The 18,745-nt window shown below is 35.6% G+C and carries 13 protein-coding genes; 8 read left to right on the top strand and 5 right to left on the bottom strand.

Features of this window, described 5'->3' with window-relative positions:
* Positions 1-331: 331 nt before the first annotated feature.
* From clpB to pyrE, 3 genes are all read right to left on the bottom strand, one after another.
* Positions 332-2,962 carry an ATP-dependent chaperone ClpB gene (clpB, locus tag B176_RS0112065; protein ID WP_017259073.1) on the bottom strand — a complete coding sequence of 877 codons (2,631 nt, stop codon included), beginning with the start codon at positions 2,960-2,962 and terminating at the stop codon, positions 332-334.
* A 489-nt stretch (positions 2,963-3,451) separates the two neighbouring features.
* On the bottom strand, positions 3,452-3,847 hold the full coding sequence (locus tag B176_RS0112060) for an SRPBCC family protein (protein ID WP_017259072.1): 396 nt from the start codon (positions 3,845-3,847) through the stop codon (positions 3,452-3,454).
* 16 nt (positions 3,848-3,863) lie between these two features.
* Complete coding sequence (gene pyrE / locus B176_RS0112055; RefSeq protein ID WP_017259071.1) at positions 3,864-4,505, bottom strand: orotate phosphoribosyltransferase; 642 nt, start codon at positions 4,503-4,505, stop codon at positions 3,864-3,866.
* Between the two features lie 84 nt (positions 4,506-4,589).
* On the opposite strand from pyrE, the gene B176_RS0112050 reads away from it, so the two are divergent.
* From B176_RS0112050 to B176_RS0112040, 3 genes are all read left to right on the top strand, one after another.
* Positions 4,590-5,918: a hypothetical protein gene (locus tag B176_RS0112050; protein ID WP_017259070.1), complete on the top strand. Its 1,329-nt coding sequence runs from the start codon at positions 4,590-4,592 to the stop codon at positions 5,916-5,918.
* 68 nt (positions 5,919-5,986) lie between these two features.
* Entirely contained in the window at positions 5,987-12,310 is a 6,324-nt protein-coding gene (locus tag B176_RS19515; RefSeq protein ID WP_017259069.1) for an alpha-2-macroglobulin family protein, read from the top strand.
* Between the two features lie 101 nt (positions 12,311-12,411).
* Positions 12,412-13,023, top strand: coding sequence for an NUDIX domain-containing protein (locus tag B176_RS0112040; RefSeq protein ID WP_017259068.1), 612 nt, complete (start codon positions 12,412-12,414; stop codon positions 13,021-13,023).
* 82 nt (positions 13,024-13,105) lie between these two features.
* On the opposite strand, the gene B176_RS19510 is transcribed toward B176_RS0112040, so the two are convergent.
* Positions 13,106-14,314 (bottom strand): glycosyltransferase family 2 protein, encoded by a 1,209-nt coding sequence (locus B176_RS19510; RefSeq protein ID WP_017259067.1) that lies wholly within the window; start codon positions 14,312-14,314, stop codon positions 13,106-13,108.
* Positions 14,314-15,225, bottom strand: coding sequence for a glycosyltransferase family 2 protein (locus B176_RS0112030; RefSeq protein ID WP_017259066.1), 912 nt, complete (start codon positions 15,223-15,225; stop codon positions 14,314-14,316). The genes B176_RS19510 and B176_RS0112030 overlap by 1 nt, the downstream gene beginning before the upstream one ends.
* 62 nt (positions 15,226-15,287) lie before the next feature.
* On the opposite strand from B176_RS0112030, the gene B176_RS0112025 reads away from it, so the two are divergent.
* The 5 genes from B176_RS0112025 to B176_RS0112005 are packed head-to-tail and all read left to right on the top strand — an operon-like array spanning position 15,288 to position 18,741.
* A complete protein-coding gene (locus B176_RS0112025) occupies positions 15,288-15,800 on the top strand; it encodes a hypothetical protein (RefSeq protein WP_017259065.1) in 513 nt (170 codons plus the stop codon).
* A 7-nt stretch (positions 15,801-15,807) separates the two neighbouring features.
* On the top strand, positions 15,808-16,932 hold the full coding sequence (locus B176_RS0112020) for a PP2C family protein-serine/threonine phosphatase (RefSeq protein ID WP_017259064.1): 1,125 nt from the start codon (positions 15,808-15,810) through the stop codon (positions 16,930-16,932).
* A gap of 1 nt (position 16,933) precedes the next feature.
* Positions 16,934-17,272, top strand: coding sequence for an STAS domain-containing protein (locus B176_RS19505; protein WP_017259063.1), 339 nt, complete (start codon positions 16,934-16,936; stop codon positions 17,270-17,272).
* On the top strand, positions 17,272-17,823 hold the full coding sequence (locus B176_RS0112010; protein WP_017259062.1) for an ATP-binding protein: 552 nt from the start codon (positions 17,272-17,274) through the stop codon (positions 17,821-17,823). The genes B176_RS19505 and B176_RS0112010 overlap by 1 nt, the downstream gene beginning before the upstream one ends.
* 39 nt (positions 17,824-17,862) lie before the next feature.
* Positions 17,863-18,741, top strand: a complete 879-nt coding sequence (locus B176_RS0112005) for a glycosyltransferase family 8 protein (RefSeq protein ID WP_017259061.1) — start codon at positions 17,863-17,865, stop codon at positions 18,739-18,741.
* Positions 18,742-18,745 lie beyond the last annotated feature (4 nt).

Raw genomic sequence — 18,745 nt, 5'->3', positions numbered from 1 at the left:
AAAATAGTAATTAGGATGGTGCAACTTGTTACCTAAGCTTATTTCCTAATATTGGGGTTTCCAGGTTTTGAATTCTATTTATTATGCACCCTGAAATTATATTTTTATTATGAATTGTTGGCGAATTCTGTGATATCTGTGAGATTTTTAAAATATTCTGGTTGAGATTTTTTTGTGTTTAATAATCGATAAACCAGATTGTAAATGTTCTTTCGGCAATCTGGAGTACTGTTAATTCTTAATCAAAAGTTGGTAAACAGAAAAGCCATCCCTGAATTCTGGGATGGCTTATAATGATATGAATTTTTATTACGTTTTGTAAATAAAAAAGTTAATCTTTTGGCTGTACATATTTTTTATCCGCCCCAGATTGAGTATTCAAAAAAACGAAGTTTTTATCAAATACATCTATTTTAATTTTGCTGTCACGGTCAACCGTTCCGGCTAAAATCTGTTTAGACAGTTCATTCAAAATTCTTTTTTGTACTACTCTTTTTAAAGGGCGAGCCCCAAATTGCGGATCGTAACCTAACTCCGCCAGCCAATCTAAAGCTTCTTCAGATGCTTCAATGGATATTCCCATTTCTGCAAGCGATTTTTGTACACCCACAAACTGTAGTTTTACAATATCTCTAATTTCATCGCGGTTCAATGGAGTAAACATGATTACCTCGTCAATCCGGTTTAAAAATTCAGGACGGATGGTTTTTTTAAGTAATTCAAAAACTTCATTCTTGGTTTTTGCGATTACTTCGTCTCGGTTATCATCAACCAACAGACTAAAGTTTTCCTGAATCAAATGGGAACCAATATTGGACGTCATAATAATGATTGTGTTTTTGAAATTCACCATTCTACCTTTATTATCCGTCAATCGTCCATCATCTAAAACCTGCAATAAAATGTTAAACACATCCGGATGCGCTTTTTCAATTTCATCCAACAATATCACAGAATAAGGTTTTCTACGAACCGCCTCTGTTAACTGTCCGCCTTCATCATAACCAACATACCCCGGAGGCGCACCAATCAATCTACTTACGGAGTGGCGTTCCTGATATTCACTCATATCAATACGCACCATACTATGTTCGTCGTTGAATAAAAACTCAGCTAAAGCTTTTGCCAGTTCGGTTTTGCCCACACCTGTTGTTCCTAAAAATATAAATGACCCAATTGGCTTTCTTTGGTCATTTAAACCAGCCCTAGAGCGTCTTATTGCATCGGCTAAAGCCTCAATTGCTTCATGCTGTCCGGCAACTCTTTTATGTAATTCGGCTTCTAGCGTTAATAGTTTTTCACGCTCACTAGCCACTAATTTATTGACCGGAATACCTGTCCAACGGGCAACAACGCCAGCAATGTCTTCAGCAGTAACTTCTTCTTTAAGCATTCTGCTGTCAGAAGTTTTGCTGTGGAGTTCGGTTTTGAGTTTTTCGACTTCTTCTTGTGTTTCCTTAATTCTTCCGTAACGGATCTCAGCTACTTTTCCGTAATCCCCAGCTCTTTCGGCTTGGTCAGCTTCTTGTTTTAAATCCTCAATTTTCTCAATTTTCGAATTTAAACCGTCAACTAAATCTTTTTCGCCTTGCCATTTTGCTTTCAGCTCATCACGTTCAGAAGATAAATCGGCAATTTCTTTAGATAAATCCTCTACTTTTCGCTCGTCTTTTTCGCGTTTAATTGCTTCACGTTCAATTTCTAACTGCATAATTTTACGGTCAAGCTCGTCCACTGCCTCTGGCACAGAGTCCATTTCCATCCTAAGTTTAGATGCGGCTTCGTCCATTAAATCAATGGCTTTATCTGGTAAGAATCTATCGGATATATAGCGTTGAGAAAGTTCAACCGCTGCAATAATGGCTTCATCTTTAATCCTAACCTTGTGGTGAGTTTCGTAACGTTCTTTTAAGCCACGTAAAATAGAAATAGCATCGGCGGTATCCGGCTCTTCCACCATTACTTTCTGGAACCTACGCTCCAAAGCTTTATCTTTTTCTAAATATTTTTGGTATTCATTGAGTGTTGTGGCACCAATTGCTCTTAGTTCGCCACGGGCCAAAGCAGGTTTTAGGATGTTTGCCGCATCCATAGCACCTTCGCCGCCACCGGCACCAACCAAAGTGTGAATTTCATCGATGAATAAAATCAAATCACCATCACTATCGGCAACTTCTTTTACAACAGCTTTTAAACGTTCTTCAAACTCACCTTTGTATTTTGCACCGGCAATTAAAGCGCCCATGTCTAAAGAGTAAACCGTTTTGGATTTTAAATTTTCGGGCACATCACCTTTAATGATTCTAAAAGCAATTCCTTCTGCAATAGCGGTTTTACCTACGCCAGGTTCACCAATTAAGATTGGATTGTTTTTAGTACGACGAGATAAAATCTGGATTACCCTTCTGATTTCTTCATCACGACCAATTACTGGGTCTAGTTTGCCCGATTCGGCGTATTCGTTTAAATTACGAGCATATTTGTTTAGTGCTTGATAACTCGCTTCCGCGTTTTGGTCGGTCACTTTTGCATCGCCACGTAAATCTTTAATTGCTTTCTTTAAGTCTTTTTCGGTAACACCTTGATCTTTTAAAAGAGATGAAGTTTTGTCGCCTGCCTCTAAAATCCCCAAAAGGAGATGTTCTACCGACACAAACTCATCTTTAAATTCTTTTAAATAGCCTGTGGCTTTTTGTAAAACCGAATTTGAAGATGAAGAAAGGTAAACTTCCGTACCGCTAACTTTTGGGTAAGTGTTAATCTGCTCGTCAAGCGATGAGTTAAGCCGGTTAATATTTACGTTTAGTTTTTTAAGAATATAGCCGACTACATTTTCATCAACAGATAACAAACCTTTTAAAATATGTGCGGGTTCAATAGCTTGTTGCTGAAAACCCTGCGTAATTTCAGAAGCTTTTTGAACAGCTTCCTGCGCTTTGATTGTAAAATTGTTAAAGTTCATAATATTGTTCCTCGGGTAGAGTGGCAACAAAAATATAACCAAATAAGGGTTTAGTCAATAAAAGTGACGAATGTCTTAATAGGTTGAGCGATAGTGACTTTTTGTCTTAGGGGCTTGGTTTTTTGCTGACGAAATTTCAGTTGTTTGTTTTGTTCTCGTCGATATTGTATATGAGTAAATTAGATATCCAATTGCTTTAAAAAATTATAAGATATAAAACCACTGCAACTGAAGAGAGCGTTCCAAAAAACGTAGAAAACCTAAACAATCATATGCGAGAACAGCTGGAAAGGGAACGAATGTAAAATTAGTTCTTAAATCTGATTTTTATACGGATAACCTTTGCAGAAAATATAAGGAGCTCTACAATCTGCCGGATTGCATGAACTTTTGATGAATATTGAAAAGAAAATAAAATTTGAAATAAGGAGTGAAGATTAAGAACATCAGAAGATTTAAAAGACCGAAGATTCTTAATCCCCATTTGCTTTATGCCAATGCTTTTTCTAAAGCACTTGTTTGATGATCTACCAGTTTTTGTAACGGGCCACTGGCCATCATTTTCATCATCATATTAAGTTCTGCCGATACAATTAGTTTGGCAGTAGTGCCGTTAACATCTGTAACAACTAACCATTTCATATTTAAAGCAAAAGGTGCTTCTTCTGATGGGTCTATTGATATTTCCGAATTCTCAACTCTCGAACTTACTTTTAACGCCAATTTCGCCATGTTTTGTATGGTGAATTTTGCTTCATCTGCAGTACTGCTCCAGTTATAGATATTTTCGGGCATCAATTGCTGATGGTTGTTTAAATCGCTTAAAAAAGCATAAACTTTTTCTATCGGTTGTGCAATGCTTACGCTACTTTCGAAAGTTGTCATGGTTATTATATTTTGTTTACTGACCCCAAGTTGCAGGATTTTTTCTCCAGTCGCTCAGTAGCTCAATATCATTTTTCTGAATAAAGTTATGTTCAGCAGCATATTCAATTAGTGCGCTGTAGTTGGATAAAGTTGCAAACCTACATTTAGCTTCAGCAAAGTTTTCTGTAGCGATATCAAATCCGTAAGAAAAAATGGCAACTAAGCCAGCTACCTCATAACCTGCTTCGCGTAAAGCATGAACAGCCTGTATGCTACTTTTGCCTGTAGAAATTAAATCTTCTACTACAACCACACGCTGTCCGGGATTGATTTCGCCCTCAATTAAACTTTGGGTGCCATGTTCTTTGGCTTTTGATCTTACGTATATAAAAGGTAAACCTAAATCTTGCGCTACCAAAGCACCTTGAGGTATTCCTGCTGTTGCAACACCGGCAACTACACTGCATGATCCGTATTCTTCCTGTACCAGCTCAGCAAGTTTCTGTCTGATATAAGTTCGGATAGATGGATGTGATAGCGTGATACGGTTGTCGCAATAAATGGGTGATTTCCACCCTGATGCCCATGTGAAAGGGGCGGTTGGTTGTAATTTAATTGCTTTAATTTGCAACAAAAACTCAGCAATTTTCTCTTCAATCTCACTTTTGTTGTACATGACGCGAAAATACAATAATATTAGACAAATAAATTAAACATCATTTAAAAGCTTTTTTATTTTCAAAAAAGGTATCTTCATCAAATGAAAAAACACTACCTGCTTGTTGTTGTTTGTTTTTTATGCTTTTCGGCATTTGCGCAAATTGACACATCAGGAACTGTTGATTTTTTAAAATTAAAGAACAGCAAAAAACTTGTTTTTATTGAACTTCAGTTATCTGATTATAATAAGGTTAAGGTCAAAAAAATTAGAAGCTATTCTTCGCTTACAAATAAAGAAACTGCCACGTTTTTGAGCCAAAATTTCAGATGTTTCCGTATTTCTATTGGCGATAGCTTAACCAGCTTTTTATTTAAAAAGCAATTGCCTAAAATACTGCCTGCTTACTATATTTTTGATGCCGATAGTAATTTGCTACACAGCAGTTTCGGTGTGAATAAACTGGTGAAAGACTTTGAATTAATGAGGGACAGTGCTTTGGAAAAAGCCAAAAAATTGAGTCATCTGAAATTTTATAAGGACAAATTAGCGCAAAATACAATCACAAAAAAAGAATTAAAAGATTTTATCGGGCTAAAATTACAATTGAAGCAATACGATAACGGCGAATTGATAGAAAAATTTGCTACTGAAATGGATGAAGCAGATACTGAAAATTCAGAAATATTACTTTTGATTATGCGGGCAGGACCATTTTACAGTGGCTTAGCAAGTAAGAAGGCGGTTACCCATAAAGAGTTATATAATGCTATTTATAAGAAAGAATACTCTAATTATTCCCCTCGGTTTGATAAAAGGGCATTAACAAATTCCATCGCCTACGCTACAGAAACAAGAAATTTAAAAATGATCCAAAACGTGGCCAGATCCTATCAGTACAGGTATAATAAAAACGATTATGATAAGGAAATATACAGCCCATGGGTGATGATGAACTATTACAGAAGCACAAAAGATACCTCAAACTTCTTGATTTATTTATGCAAGTACTATGATAAATACCTGCTGGTTACACCAGATTCATCTAAAAAATATGAAGCTAAATTAGCTGAAAAAAGAAAAAATGAAATGGTGAAGAGTGGTGTTAAAAACGGCAGTATCGTAACCGTAGGGAGTAAAGATTATTTTCCAGATAGACTATATTACGGGGCAAATCAAATTGTTAAATACCATATTAGAGATCCATTCTATCTGAATAAAGGGATAAATTATTGTCGGCATACACTTTTATTGTCGCCACACTTTTACAGAGCAAAAGCAACGTTAGCGCAACTACTTTACCTATCTGGCTTTTCTGCTGAAGCCGAGAAATTACAGCGGGAAGTAATCAACACTCCGAATATATCCGAAGCCTTACGTTCAAAGTATAGGAGTGATTTAGAAAAAATCCGATACCTCAATGTGGAATAAGCAACAAAAATGCATCTTCTCTTAAAGTCGTGAGATTTTCATGACCAAAGAAAACCAAAAAAGAACCTATGAAAAAGCTATATATCTTACTATTCTTTTTTTACTGTGCTTCAAAGCCGGTTTTTGCACAAACTAACTTTAACGATGTTTTTTATAGCATAGATTCTTTAGAAAGTATCGGTCAACCACAGGCGGCCTTAGCGAAAGTGGAAAAGCTACAAGCTTTGGCTAAAAAGGAAGCCAATGAAACCTTATTTCTGAAGTGTACCGTTTATAAGATTAAGTTCATCAGCTATTTGCAGGAAGATGCCATTGCAAAAATCATCAGCAGTTTAAACCAAGAGATTAAAGTTGCAGCATTCCCAACAAGAAATATTTTACAATCTTTTGAAGCCGAGATTTATAATAAATACTACAATCAAAATCGGTATAAAATAAGTCAACGAAGTGATTTAGCTATCCAAAACACAGATTTTACTTTTTGGGGAACTATCAAACTATTAGAAGAGACAGGCTATTTATATCAAGCTTCATTAAATAATCTTAAAGAATTACAGCGCATTCCAATAGGTAATTACGATGCTGTTTTAATTGGTGACCAAACCACCAGAAAATATCGGCCAACGCTTTACGACTTGTTGCTTAACAGAGCTTTAGATTATTATTTAAGCTATAATGCGACTATCAATCAACCCAAACCGCTGTTTTTGCTTTTTAATCCAGATTTATTTAAACCAACTATTGGGTTTATACAAATTAATTTGACCGACGAACAGGCAAACCACAACTATTTAAAAGGTTTAAAGCTGATTCAGCAAGCTACTGCTTTTCATTTAGCAAATCATAACGAAGAAGCGGTAGCAGATTTGGAACTGAGAAAGCTGGATTTTATTTATAAAAACACCAATATCTATAATAAAGACAGTTTGTATATAAAAAGGTTGGGAGAATTAGCTGGGCAAACAAAGTTAAATGGTATTGCATCTGAAGCTACGGCAAAGCTTGCGCAGTATTATTACAATAAGGCCGAGAAAATTAAGGCATTTGATTATTACCAGCAATTAAAAGAGCTGACATTAGATTCAGCTTATACGATAATTGCAAAAAATGGTATAAAAGCCATTGAGGAGGTAAAAGCGGACTTAACCTTTGAAGAGATAAATACGCCAGATCAGGCTGTTTTAGGATTAGTGAATCATAAGAATGCAAAAAAGCTGGTTTTAGAAATCTATAAAATAAATGATAACGAAATTGGCGCATTAAAGACTAATAATTTTAATTTCGTAACCCAGCATGCAGATAGTGTATTTATTAAATTAAGAAACAAACAGGTTTATAGGATTGATACTTTAAACCTATCAGAATTTACAGATTACCAGAACCATATCTACGAGTTTAAACTGGATGCACTGCCAACGGGTGATTATTATATACTGAATGAATACAGTTCGTCTCAAGAAAAACACAGCACAACCTATCTAAAGGTTAGCAATATTTCCATTATTAGTTCTACGCAAAATAAATACAACAAAAATACCTTCATCGTTCAGGAAAGACAATCTGGAAAGCCTATTAAAAATGCGGAAATCGCTGCTTTGGGGTATAGTAGGCTTACAAAAAAGATGGAAAAAGTTGTGAATGCTGTTGCGGAAGTGAATGATGGTTTATTCGTAATAACTCCAAAAGTAGTAGATAGATACGATTATCTGGACCTAAAGATCATCTATAAAAAAGACACCCTAAACCAGGAAAGAATATCGTTTAACAAAAGGAATTATAAAACACAGTTGGTAGCAGACAAAAACAGTTCTGTAGTTTACACAGATAGGGCTATTTACCGCCCCGGGCAAACCGTTTATTTTAAAGGGATCTGTTTTGATAAAAGAGCGGAAAAAGCAAAGCTTGCAAGCAATTCTGTGGTGGAGTTTCATGCCAAATCTCAGGACGGAACCAAATTAGCCGACATGAAATCCATCACCAACGAGTTTGGAAGTTTTGAGGGGAGTTTTGTTATTCCGCAACAAGTTTTAAACGGTAGAATAAGGTTTGAAGTTAATGATAACGATGCGGGTAGCGTATTGTTAGAAGAATATAAAAGACCAAATTTTGAAGTTAGTTTAATACCAGAAAAGCAAACCTACAACTTAAATGACAGTGTAACTTTTAAAGGAAAAGTACTGGCTTATAATGGTTACGCCTTGCCAAATGCAAAAGTAGCGTATGTTTTGAATCGGTCTTTAAACTACATTCCCAACTTTGAACAATCAAACTTTGGCCAGCAACTTTTGAAAGCAGCTACCGTTTTGACTGACGGTAATGGAGAGTTTAAAGTGAGCTTTTTGGCTTCTCATTTTGTTAGAGTTCCGATAGAAAAGCAATTGATCAACTATAGCTTAGCCGTAACCGTGACCGATGAAAATGGAGAAACACAGATTAAAAGTGCTCACACTCGTGTAAAGAAGAACAATATTTTTATTTATGCAGAAATCCCCTCTAAAGTCACGAAAATTGATGCTAAACCGTTTAAAATAAGCTTAAAAAACTTGAGCTTTCATCCGGTTAATGGAAACATTGAGGCTTCGCTAAGTAAATTAGAACCTAAAAAATTGTATTCAAAAACTAGGTTGTTTAAAAAAGTAGATAGTTCGTTTATTTCGTTAAAAGATTACCAAAAACATTTTCCAGATGTAGCGCCAATTGGAGATACCGAAAAATCATCAAACTCGATTAGGATTGAGTCGCTTACAATGAATGGTGATTCTTCTGCTTTTACGCTGAAATTCGATAAAATAAGCAACCTAGAAACTGGGGACTATCAGATAGAGATTAAAGCTAAATCTGTTGATGGAGATACTGTAAGTCGTGTTTTCGATTTTTATTATATCCATAAACCAGCAATTGCCCAAAAAATCAACAATTGGCTAACGGTAGACCGAACGCAGATTTTACAAACCGAGAAAGCAACTTTTAGCATTAACATGCCCCAAGTCTATGTGTTGATGGAGGTTTTTGATGAAGAGAAAAAAATACAGAGCCAATGGATTAAAACAGGGAAGCAACCAAGATTAATTACCTTAGGTTTAGGGGATAAACCCTTGCTAAATATTTCTTTTTTGATGGTTTACAAAAACAGGGTTCTTACTTTTAATCAAAGCCTTACACTCAAACAAAAGCAAGAAAAGCTGAATTATCAATTTTTAAACTTCCAAAGCAAACTGGAGCCGGGACAAAAAGATAAAATCAGCTTACGCATCACCACACAAAACGGTCAGCCAGCGGATGCAGAAGTGGTAGCGACGATGTACGATGCGTCTTTAGATGCAGTTTATAGCTCTCAAAATTGGCAAACCTTATTTAAAAACAAAAGTGGCTCAAGGTTTTCTTACTTCAACAGTGTATGGAATATCTATAGTTTTAATCGTTCGGTACAAAGCAGTACGAGAAGTGAGTCATATTTTTCTCCATACTTTTCTCCCAAATTTTATGAAAGCATCGACTTTGGTAATTATAACTATGTTGGAAATTATAATTCCGCATTCCGTGAGTACAAAAATCGCGTAAAGCAAATCAGCGTCAACACCTACCAGGATTCTTTGATTAAAGTGCAATATCTGCAAAATGCAAAGGCAGTAAAAACAGGTTTTGATTATAATGGGAGAGTGGTTGATTATCAAACTGGCTTAGGAGTTCCTGGCGCAATTATCAGACTAAAAGATAAAAATATCAGTACGGTAAGTAACTCTTTCGGTTATTTTAAGATCAAAGTTCCAGAAAATAGCAAGATTTCCATTGAGTATGCAGATCAAAAACTTGTAGAAATAACCTGTAAAAGCGATACAAACTATCCAATAATTACCATCAACAGATCAGTTGATAAGGGCATTAAAACCATTAAAGGAAACCCCAATATGGAAATAATGATTAGAGGAACTAATGTTTTAAGCAGTGGAGACGTTCAAATTAATACGTCATTAGGAGAAGGACCCATAAATGGTTTAAATGAAGTTGTAGTAGTAGGTTACGGAACTCAAAAGAGAAGCGACCTAACAGGTGCTGTTGCTGGTGTACAGGCCGAAGCAGTTAATCAGATTTTTACCAGCGCTGATGATTTAGTAGGTAAAACCATGCGGACAAATTTTGCCGAAACGGCACTTTTTATCCCACAATTAAAAGCTGACGAGCGTGGTGTTTTTACAATGCCTTTTACCTTACCAGATGCCTTAACAAAATGGCACTTTAAAGCTTTCGCTTACGATAAAGAACTGAACAGTATAGCTATTGATACGCAACTTGTAGCACAAAAAAGCTTGATGGTACAGAGCAATATGCCTCGTTTTTTTAGAACTGGAGATACCGTAAACGTTAAATTGAGGGTCATCAATCTTACAATAGATAGTTTAAAAGCTAATTTAAGAGTTGAGTTTTATAACCTGTTAAATAATAAGGTTTTAAATGTTTTGATTAACAGCCCGGAAAACCAGTTTAACATTAGCCCAAACAGTAATGCTATGGCAGAGCTTAGTTTGGCGATACCAGAGGGAGTGGAAGCAATAGGCTATCGATTTATTGTAGATGCTGGGAAATTTTCAGATGGTGAACAAAATAGTGCTCCAGTTTTATCAAACAGTATTTTGCTTACCCAAAGCATGAGTATGCTGGTTAAAGAAGGGGAAAGTAAAACTTTTATTTTCGAGGATTTTGTGAAAAATAACAGTAAAACGTTACAGCACAAAAGCCTCACTTTTGAATGGACCGCAAACCCCAATTGGTTGGTAGCGGAAGCAATTCCTTACTTGGCAGAACCTAGATACGAAGGTTCGGAACCAATTTTTAGCGCTTTGTATGCAAATGCGATTGCAACCCGCATTTTGGATAAAAATCCGGGAATAAAAAACTATTTCGCCAAATTTAAAGATAGTAGCAACAATGCCAGCATAACCCAGTTAGCTAAAAATCCCGAGCTGAAATCAATCTTATTGCAGGAAAGCCCTTGGTTAAAAAATGCAGCAAGCGAGAAAGAACAGCAACGAAAGCTTGCATTGTTTTTCCAGATGGATTCGATACAAAAACAGCAATCTATTTACAGCAACAAGCTAAAACAGTTACAGTTGGCAAACGGCGCTTTTCCATGGATGAGCGGTACTTATGAAGACCAATTTATTTCCCAATATATTTTGGCTGGTTTGGGCCAATTAAAAGGTTTCGGAGCGCTAACAACAGATAAAACTCAAGAAGAAGTTACGCAGAAGCTTTTGGTTTATGTGAAAAGTAAAATAGAAGGCAAGGATAATGTTTATTTAGATGCACATGCCTGGTATGCAATCAGCTATTTTGAAAAAACAGTTCCCACGGATTTAAATGTTAAATGGCAGGCTTACGTTAAAGATATAAAAGCACACTGGCTAAGTTTTAGTTTATATCAGCAAACTTTAGCCGCGTTTACTTTATCACGATTAGGCGAAAAAGAGCTTTCCAAAACTATCAGTAGCTCAATAAAAGACCGAGCAATTAAAACCAAAGATATGGGCGCTTATTGGCCAAGCGTAAACTGGGGCTGCTTTTGGTACCAGTTACCTATTGAAACACATGCTTTGGTGATAGAGATGCTGGAGGAAACCGAACCAACTTCAACGCTTTTGCCCGAACTTAAATTATGGCTGTTGCGTCAAAAGCAAACCAATAATTGGGGAACAAGTAAAGCTACTACATTGGCTTGTTACGCTTTGTTAAAACAGTCAAACGTTTTAGAAAATAACCGTATTCCCGAAATAAAATTAGGTGGCAAAAGTGTTTTTGAACTTAAACCAGCTTTAAAAGCCGAGGATCAGACAGGTTATATCAAAACCAATTGGCTCAAAGATGATATCCGTCCGGATTTTGGAAAAGTAGAAATTACCAATGCACCACAAACAGCGTTCGGTGCAATGTACTGGCAATACACCGAAAATCAGGATAAGGTAAAGCCGGGAGCAAATGGCTTAAAGCTGATTCGTAAATACTATCTGAAAAATCAACAGAATAGTACCTATATGGAGATTGACGCAAATTATCTGGCTAAAATTGGTGATCTAATAAAAGTGATTGTTACTTTAAAAAGCGATCGAGATTACGAGTATGTGTTATTAAAAGACATGCGTCCTTCCGCTACCGAGCCTACACAACAGATATCGAGGTATAATGCTCAGGATGGTTTGTTTTATTATCAGGTGAGCAAAGATGTTTCTACCAACTTCTTTATCAATTATTTAAGAAAGGGGAATTATGTGTTTGAGTATGAATTAAGGGTAGCGCAGAGCGGAAAATTTAGTACAGGAATAAGTACAATAGAAAGTATGTATGCTCCCGAATACAGAAGCAATAGCGCCGGAAAATTTTTGTCTTTTGGTAAGTAGAGCTTAGTTTAAATGCACTCGCCAAAAACTTTAACCGACGAATAATTAGCTTATAAAAACGTAGTTTTGTTTAAAAAACGCAGATTATTAAAATAAAAGCATTGGCAACAACAAGTAAATACAATATTTATATCAACGAGAAGTCATTAATTATCACTTCTGAAGTTCCTAAAGATCTTATCAATTATCAATTGGTTGAAGCCCAGTCTTTTGATTTTGAGAAGTTTTATCAAGCCTTGAGGAAAAATCCCAACTCCTTGTTTGTAATGGTTTGTAATGACCCAAAAATGGTATTTAAAACTATCAAAGATAAGGTTCGCGTGATTGAAGCGGCTGGTGGATTGGTGAAGAATGAAGACGGGAAATACCTTTTTATATACCGCAATGGCCGATGGGATTTACCAAAAGGCAAACTTGAACCTAAAGAAAAGAAGAAAGAAGCTGCTGTTAGGGAAGTAGAAGAGGAGTGCGGGCTAAAAGTTAAAAAGCTGAACGAGAAAATAATAAAAACTTATCACGTTTACGAAATTAAAGGTAAGCCCGTTTTAAAAATTTCGCACTGGTATGCGATGCAAGCTAAAGGTAACCAGAAATTGGTTCCGCAGTTAGAAGAAGGAATCACCGAAGTGAAATGGTTTGCCAAACAAGATTTCAGCATTATAAAATCCAACACCTTTGGCAATATTTTAGAAGTAATTAATTTCGTTTGTTAGTTTTTAGTTAGTTAGTTAGTTAGTTATTAGTTAGTATTAGTCATTAGGCTTTTTTTTAACCGAAAGTTCGGTTCGTTATTAGTCATGTCAGACGCTCCCTCTCCTTCGGAGAGGGTTGGGGTGAGGCTCTCTTAGACTTTTCCCAAGCTGCAGATTGTGTCCCTTTAAAATATCTAATTGTTCCGGCAATGGTAGCATAATTCATCATACAGAAATAAAAAGGAATAAAAAGCACTTTTATTTTGATGGATCTTGATTCTAAAACAGCACCTATTATTGCTGACAGATAAAATAAAAACTGCAAAGCAAGGATAATCTGGTAAAGTACCAGCGCTGGATAGCTGATACAGATTGCCACATTCAACAACAGCACAAAAATCATTAACCATGGGGTAATGGTCCATCGTAAAACACGGTGACTGATGTACTGAAAAGTAAGAATGGGATTATGGAAGGGATTGGCCGATTTTCTCAATCTAAAAATAGACTGTATGCCACCCGCAGCAATTCTTATTTTTCGTTTCAGTTCCTCTTTTGTATTTGCAGATGCGGTTTCCAAGGCGTAGGCATTGGGTTCGTAAGCAATGATATATCCTTTTTCGGCAATACGCATGGCAATCATGTGGTCATCCACAATGGTATCTGATTCTACAGGTGGATAAAGCGCTGTTCTAATACTGAACAGCTCGCCAGCGGCACCAACATTCGAGTACAGCTCGTAATCCCATTTTTTTAAAGTTGATTCGTATTTCCAGTAAAAGCCTTCACCTGCAGCGCTGGCATCTGCACTTTGGGCTACCATAATCCTTTTTTCGCCCGCAACGGCACCAACTTTTGGGTTTTGGTAGTGTTTTACCAACTCTTTAATTGCTACGGTATTTAAAAAAGTATTGGCATCAGTGAAAACAGTTATGTCATTTTTGATTAGGGGAAGCGCTCTTTTTATAGCAGCCATTTTCCCCTCCCGAATATTTTCATGCAACAGCGTTACTTCGGAATATCTGGCAACCAGGTTTGGCGTGTTATCAGATGAACCATCGGTAATAAAAATAATTTGTAATTTTTCTTTCGGATAAGCTAAGTTTAAACAGTTTTTGATCTTTTCTTCAATAATATCTTCTTCGTTAAAGGCAGCTATTAATAAAGAAACGGTCGGTAAATCGACATCCGTTGAAAATTTAAATGGCTTTTTGAATGCTTTTTTTAGTTTAACAATTGCAAAAAGAAATATCCCATAGCCAAAAAAAGTGTAAAAAATGATAAATAGAAAAATCCAAAAAAGTACAATCATTATTTTATTTTAAAACCTAAATTTTTACTATTTTTTTGATGTGTTAAATTCCATAAAACTGCTTTCAACACCCATTTAATAAGGCGACTTTTTCCCGTTAAGGCATATTTTACAATCATTTTAGGGCAAGCTATAAAAATATAGTAAGTGCTGAAAAACAAAGTATTTAAAAGACCAGTATTTTTTCGGATAAACAACATCCGATTACGGGTTATGAAATAGGTTTTTATGGCACTTTCTTTTCCAACAGATATCGATTCTTTGTGGTAAATAAAGGTTTTTCCAGTAAAATAAATCTCTTTTCCAGTTTTTTTAAACTTCTCGCACCAGTCTAATTCCTCATAATAAAGAAAATAGTTTTCATCCATTAAACCGGCTTTCTGCATATCTTCTGTTCGGCACATTACGGCGGCGCCATGGCAGAATCCTGTTTTTTGGGTAACTCCATCAAATTGCCCAACGTTTTTTTCGAACTGACCAATCTGTTTATTTCTTGCTGTAAGATAGTTTAACGGAGTATATCCAGCATATTGAATAATGCTTTTATCATCATCGTAAAGAATTAAAGGAGATAATAATCCAATGCTTTCTTCGGCCTCTAATTCTTCAACCATTTGCGTAATACAGCCGTAAGGCACTTCGGTATCGTTGTTTAGAAGAAAAATATAATCACCTTTTGCAATATTAATTCCATAATTATTGCCTCCAGCGAAACCTAAATTGGTTTTTGTACGAATAAAGGTAAGATTGGGATAAGTATTATGGAATACTGCCTCGTGATTTTCCTCGCTGGCGTTATCTACCAATATCACCTCAATGTTTGCATAACCTTGGTTTTTTAAAGATTGAAGCAGTGCAATAGTTGCTAAAGGCTGATTAAAGTTTACGGTAACGATTGATACAAGCTTCATCCAAGATGATTAAGATGCTAAATTAAAATAATTTGTTTTAACGCAATAATACAATTAACAGGATGGAAAGTTCAATAAGTTTTCAAAATATGCAAGAAGCTTCTGTAGATGAGAAATTAAACGACTTAATAGTAGCACTTAATAAAGTGGACATTAATTCTGCCAATATTAAAACCCTGCAACACAAATTTAATAAAGCGATAGATAATAAGTTAAGCGAGTCTGAACTGATTGCCGAATTTAAAACCGTTGATGATGATGAGCTTTCGCGTTTACAGAAATTAGATAAAATTGAATCTATCCTTAAAAATAATTTTATCGATACAAAAGTTGCTAAATCTGTAGCTGTAAAACACTATGTAGAAATGCTTATTCCTGTATTAATTGGGTTTGTAATGGTAACTCTTGGTTTTGCAATGATTATATTGCCAGCACCTAAATACTTCGAAATGTTTACTATATTTTATTTTAGTGTAAACGATGGTTTTACTTTAATGGATTTAATTTCATTGGTAATTGTATTAACTGGGGTGTTTGTTATTGTTAAATCATACTTTAAATTTGCGAACCAATAATTAAAAAGTGGGTAAAAAAATACTTTTAGTTGATGATGAACCTTTTCAGCTTCGCTTGATGCAACAAGTGTTGAGTCAGAATGGTTTCGACGTAGTCACTGCTACATCGGTGGCAACCGCTTTTGAGATTTTAGATAATGAAATTCAGGATTTGATCATTTCGGATATTGAAATGCCCGAAGCTGATGGGTTTGAATTTAGAAGGAGATTGCTAGAAAACAATCAGTTAAAAAACATCCCTTTTTTATTCCACACCGCACACAATAAGGAAATACTGATTGACAAAGGTTTAGCCCTAAAAGCGATTGATTATATTGATAAAAACACACCTATAGTTCAGCTAGTTGCTAAAGTAAAAAATATCTTAGCTGCTGTTGTAGAGCAAAAAGAGAAGTCGATAAACGAGCTTAAGCTTGTAGCAGATAAGCTCAACCTAAAAAATGTACCTAACAAAAGCCTAAAACTCAAAAAATTTGAGGTTGATGTTTTTCACAAAACTTTTCAGAACCACCCCGGCGGAGATTTTATTGATTTTATTAAAATAGATGACCGTTACACTTTTATTGTGCTGGGCGATGTGATGGGAAAGAAATGGGGTGCTTGGTTTTTCTCCTTCACCTTTTTAAGCTATATACGTTCTGCAATTAGGCTCTGTGTGTTTGATGGTAATTTGTCTGTAGCGCAAATTATGCAACGCATTAACCAAGTAATTCATGTAGATGAGTTTTTGGATGATATTTACTCAACCTTAAGTTTGGTTTTAATTGATGATGAAGAAGGGTTGATTACTTATTCAGGAGCTAGTGATTTACCGCTGTTAAAGTTTGGCAACGCAACAAACGAAATTACACAGTACAAATCAAAAGGCTTGTTGCTGGGTTTTTTTAAAAACGGTAATTTCAATGAGCAGCTGATTAGTTCCGAATCAAATGATAAGATATACCTGCTTTCTGATGGAGCCATCGATTTTGAAGCAAACGGAGTAAAGAAAACGGATTTAGGGATGTTTGCCAAGGAGCTTAAGGCCCATTTACAACAGAACCTCACTTTTAAAGAAATTACCTCAAGCATATTTAATAACAAAAAATACCAGGTTGATGATTGCAGCCTAATACAAATTAAACGTCTCTAAAATGGATTACAGTAAAAGCATCATAAACAATGTTGTGCTGATAAATATTAATTTATCGGAAGCAAGTTTGAACCAGTCTGAAGATTTTAAAAAGTTTTTATACGATACTACCGAAGTAACACCGCCAAAACTAGTGTTAGATATGAGCGAAATCCAGTATATGGATAGTTCTTTCATCGGTGCATTGGTTGCAGGTTTAAAAAACGTATTATCGAAAGGTGGAGAGATGGCGCTGGTAAACGTTAATACCGACGTGATGGCCTTATTTGAACTTACCCGTTTAGATAAAGTTTTTAAGATTTATGACACTAAAGAAGAAGCAATAGAGGAGCTTAAATAATGGTCTTTAAATCCCAAAAACTTATTCTTGAAATACCAGCTCAAATTAGTAGCTATAGAACTTTTATAGATACTTGCTGTAACTTTGTCGGTGATTTTGAACCATTGTCTGGTGATTTTAAACGGCTTGCAAAGTTTAAACTGGTGATTATGGAACTGCTTACAAATGCGATGAAGCATACTAAAGCGATATCTTTTTTAGAGCTTGAAATCGGCGCTGACGAAATAAGCATCAGAAAAATAGATGCAGGTAGCAGGTTTTCGTTTTTAGATTCCAAAACCGGAAAATCTTACTGTTTTCCATTAACAGGTTTCCGATATCCAACACAGATGTTAGCAGTTTTTGGAGATAATTATTCGTTAGATATTTTAATTAAAAACGAAGATCTGATCGAATTTTTAGAACCAAAAGAAATTGATTATCTATCTGCCCACGAGCTGCCCGAAAACTTCGGTTTAATGGTGATCAAGCAATGTGCAAGTTCTTTCCATTACCACTACAACGTTCCCGATGGGAGAAATACCTTTGAAGTGGTTTTTAATTTTAAATAATTCTATCTTGCTAGCGTAAAAAAATTAACCAACTTATTGATGATCTCAATAGCGCTCGCAAGTAATAACAATTATGCGGTATTAATGGCAACATTAATCAAATCTATCCTGTACAACCATCATACCGCAGAACCAATAAACTTTTACCTATTAAACGATCATATCTCCAAATCAAATCAAGAAAAAATAAATTCTTTGATTGTTGATGCAGATAAATCGCAGCTCATCTGGAAAAATGCTGAGGAAGTATTTCCGAAAGATGTTAAGTTTCCGATGGATGATTCCGCATTTCCTTCAACAGCATATTTAAGGCTTTTTGCACCATTTGTGGTTCCAAAAGAGGTAAAAAAGCTAATTTATTTTGATGTGGACATGATTGTACAGGCAGATGTATCTGACCTCTGGAATGTAGATATGCAAGGTTATGCAATGGCTGCAGTGTTAGATGTTGGTAAAATAGCTGGTTGTAAATGGGGCGGTATTCCAAACTATAAAGCTTTAGGAATAGATGAAGATGCGCCTTATTTTAATTCGGGAATGATGCTGATTGATTGCGAGCAATGGGTTGCCCAGGATATACCAAATCAAGTTTTTACGGCAATGCGTGAAAATATAGCACATGTGAACTATGCGGATCAGTATGGATTAAACGTGGTTTTTACTGGGAAATGGTTGCAGGTAAATCCAATGTGGAACTGGTTCGCAAATATTTATCATCCAAACCCCAACTGCATTCATTACTTGGATATTAAGCCCATATTTAAATCTTATAACTCGGATCCAATTTTACGAAAAGCATTTTTTAAATATTTAGAAATGACACCATGGCGGGGGATGCCTTTGAAAAGTGATATCAGCCGTTTGATACGCAAAGCTATTATAAAGCTTAAAAAGAGAATTAAAGCTTTAATTCCCTAATCGA

Source organism: Pedobacter arcticus A12 (assembly GCF_000302595.1).
Lineage (GTDB): Bacteria > Bacteroidota > Bacteroidia > Sphingobacteriales > Sphingobacteriaceae > Pseudopedobacter > Pseudopedobacter arcticus.
Note: the sequence above shows the minus strand (reverse complement) of the source record. Positions and strands in the feature narration are given on the sequence as shown.

Coding starts and splice junctions, on each gene's coding strand:
- clpB (WP_017259073.1), bottom strand. CDS start 2,962: ATGAACTTTAACAATTTTACAATCAAAGCGCAGGAAGCTGTTCAAAAA.
- B176_RS0112060 (WP_017259072.1), bottom strand. CDS start 3,847: ATGACAACTTTCGAAAGTAGCGTAAGCATTGCACAACCGATAGAAAAA.
- pyrE (WP_017259071.1), bottom strand. CDS start 4,505: ATGTACAACAAAAGTGAGATTGAAGAGAAAATTGCTGAGTTTTTGTTG.
- B176_RS0112050 (WP_017259070.1), top strand. CDS start 4,590: ATGAAAAAACACTACCTGCTTGTTGTTGTTTGTTTTTTATGCTTTTCG.
- B176_RS19515 (WP_017259069.1), top strand. CDS start 5,987: ATGAAAAAGCTATATATCTTACTATTCTTTTTTTACTGTGCTTCAAAG.
- B176_RS19510 (WP_017259067.1), bottom strand. CDS start 14,314: ATGATTGTACTTTTTTGGATTTTTCTATTTATCATTTTTTACACTTTT.
- B176_RS0112030 (WP_017259066.1), bottom strand. CDS start 15,225: ATGAAGCTTGTATCAATCGTTACCGTAAACTTTAATCAGCCTTTAGCA.
- B176_RS0112025 (WP_017259065.1), top strand. CDS start 15,288: ATGGAAAGTTCAATAAGTTTTCAAAATATGCAAGAAGCTTCTGTAGAT.
- B176_RS19505 (WP_017259063.1), top strand. CDS start 16,934: ATGGATTACAGTAAAAGCATCATAAACAATGTTGTGCTGATAAATATT.
- B176_RS0112010 (WP_017259062.1), top strand. CDS start 17,272: ATGGTCTTTAAATCCCAAAAACTTATTCTTGAAATACCAGCTCAAATT.
- B176_RS0112005 (WP_017259061.1), top strand. CDS start 17,863: ATGATCTCAATAGCGCTCGCAAGTAATAACAATTATGCGGTATTAATG.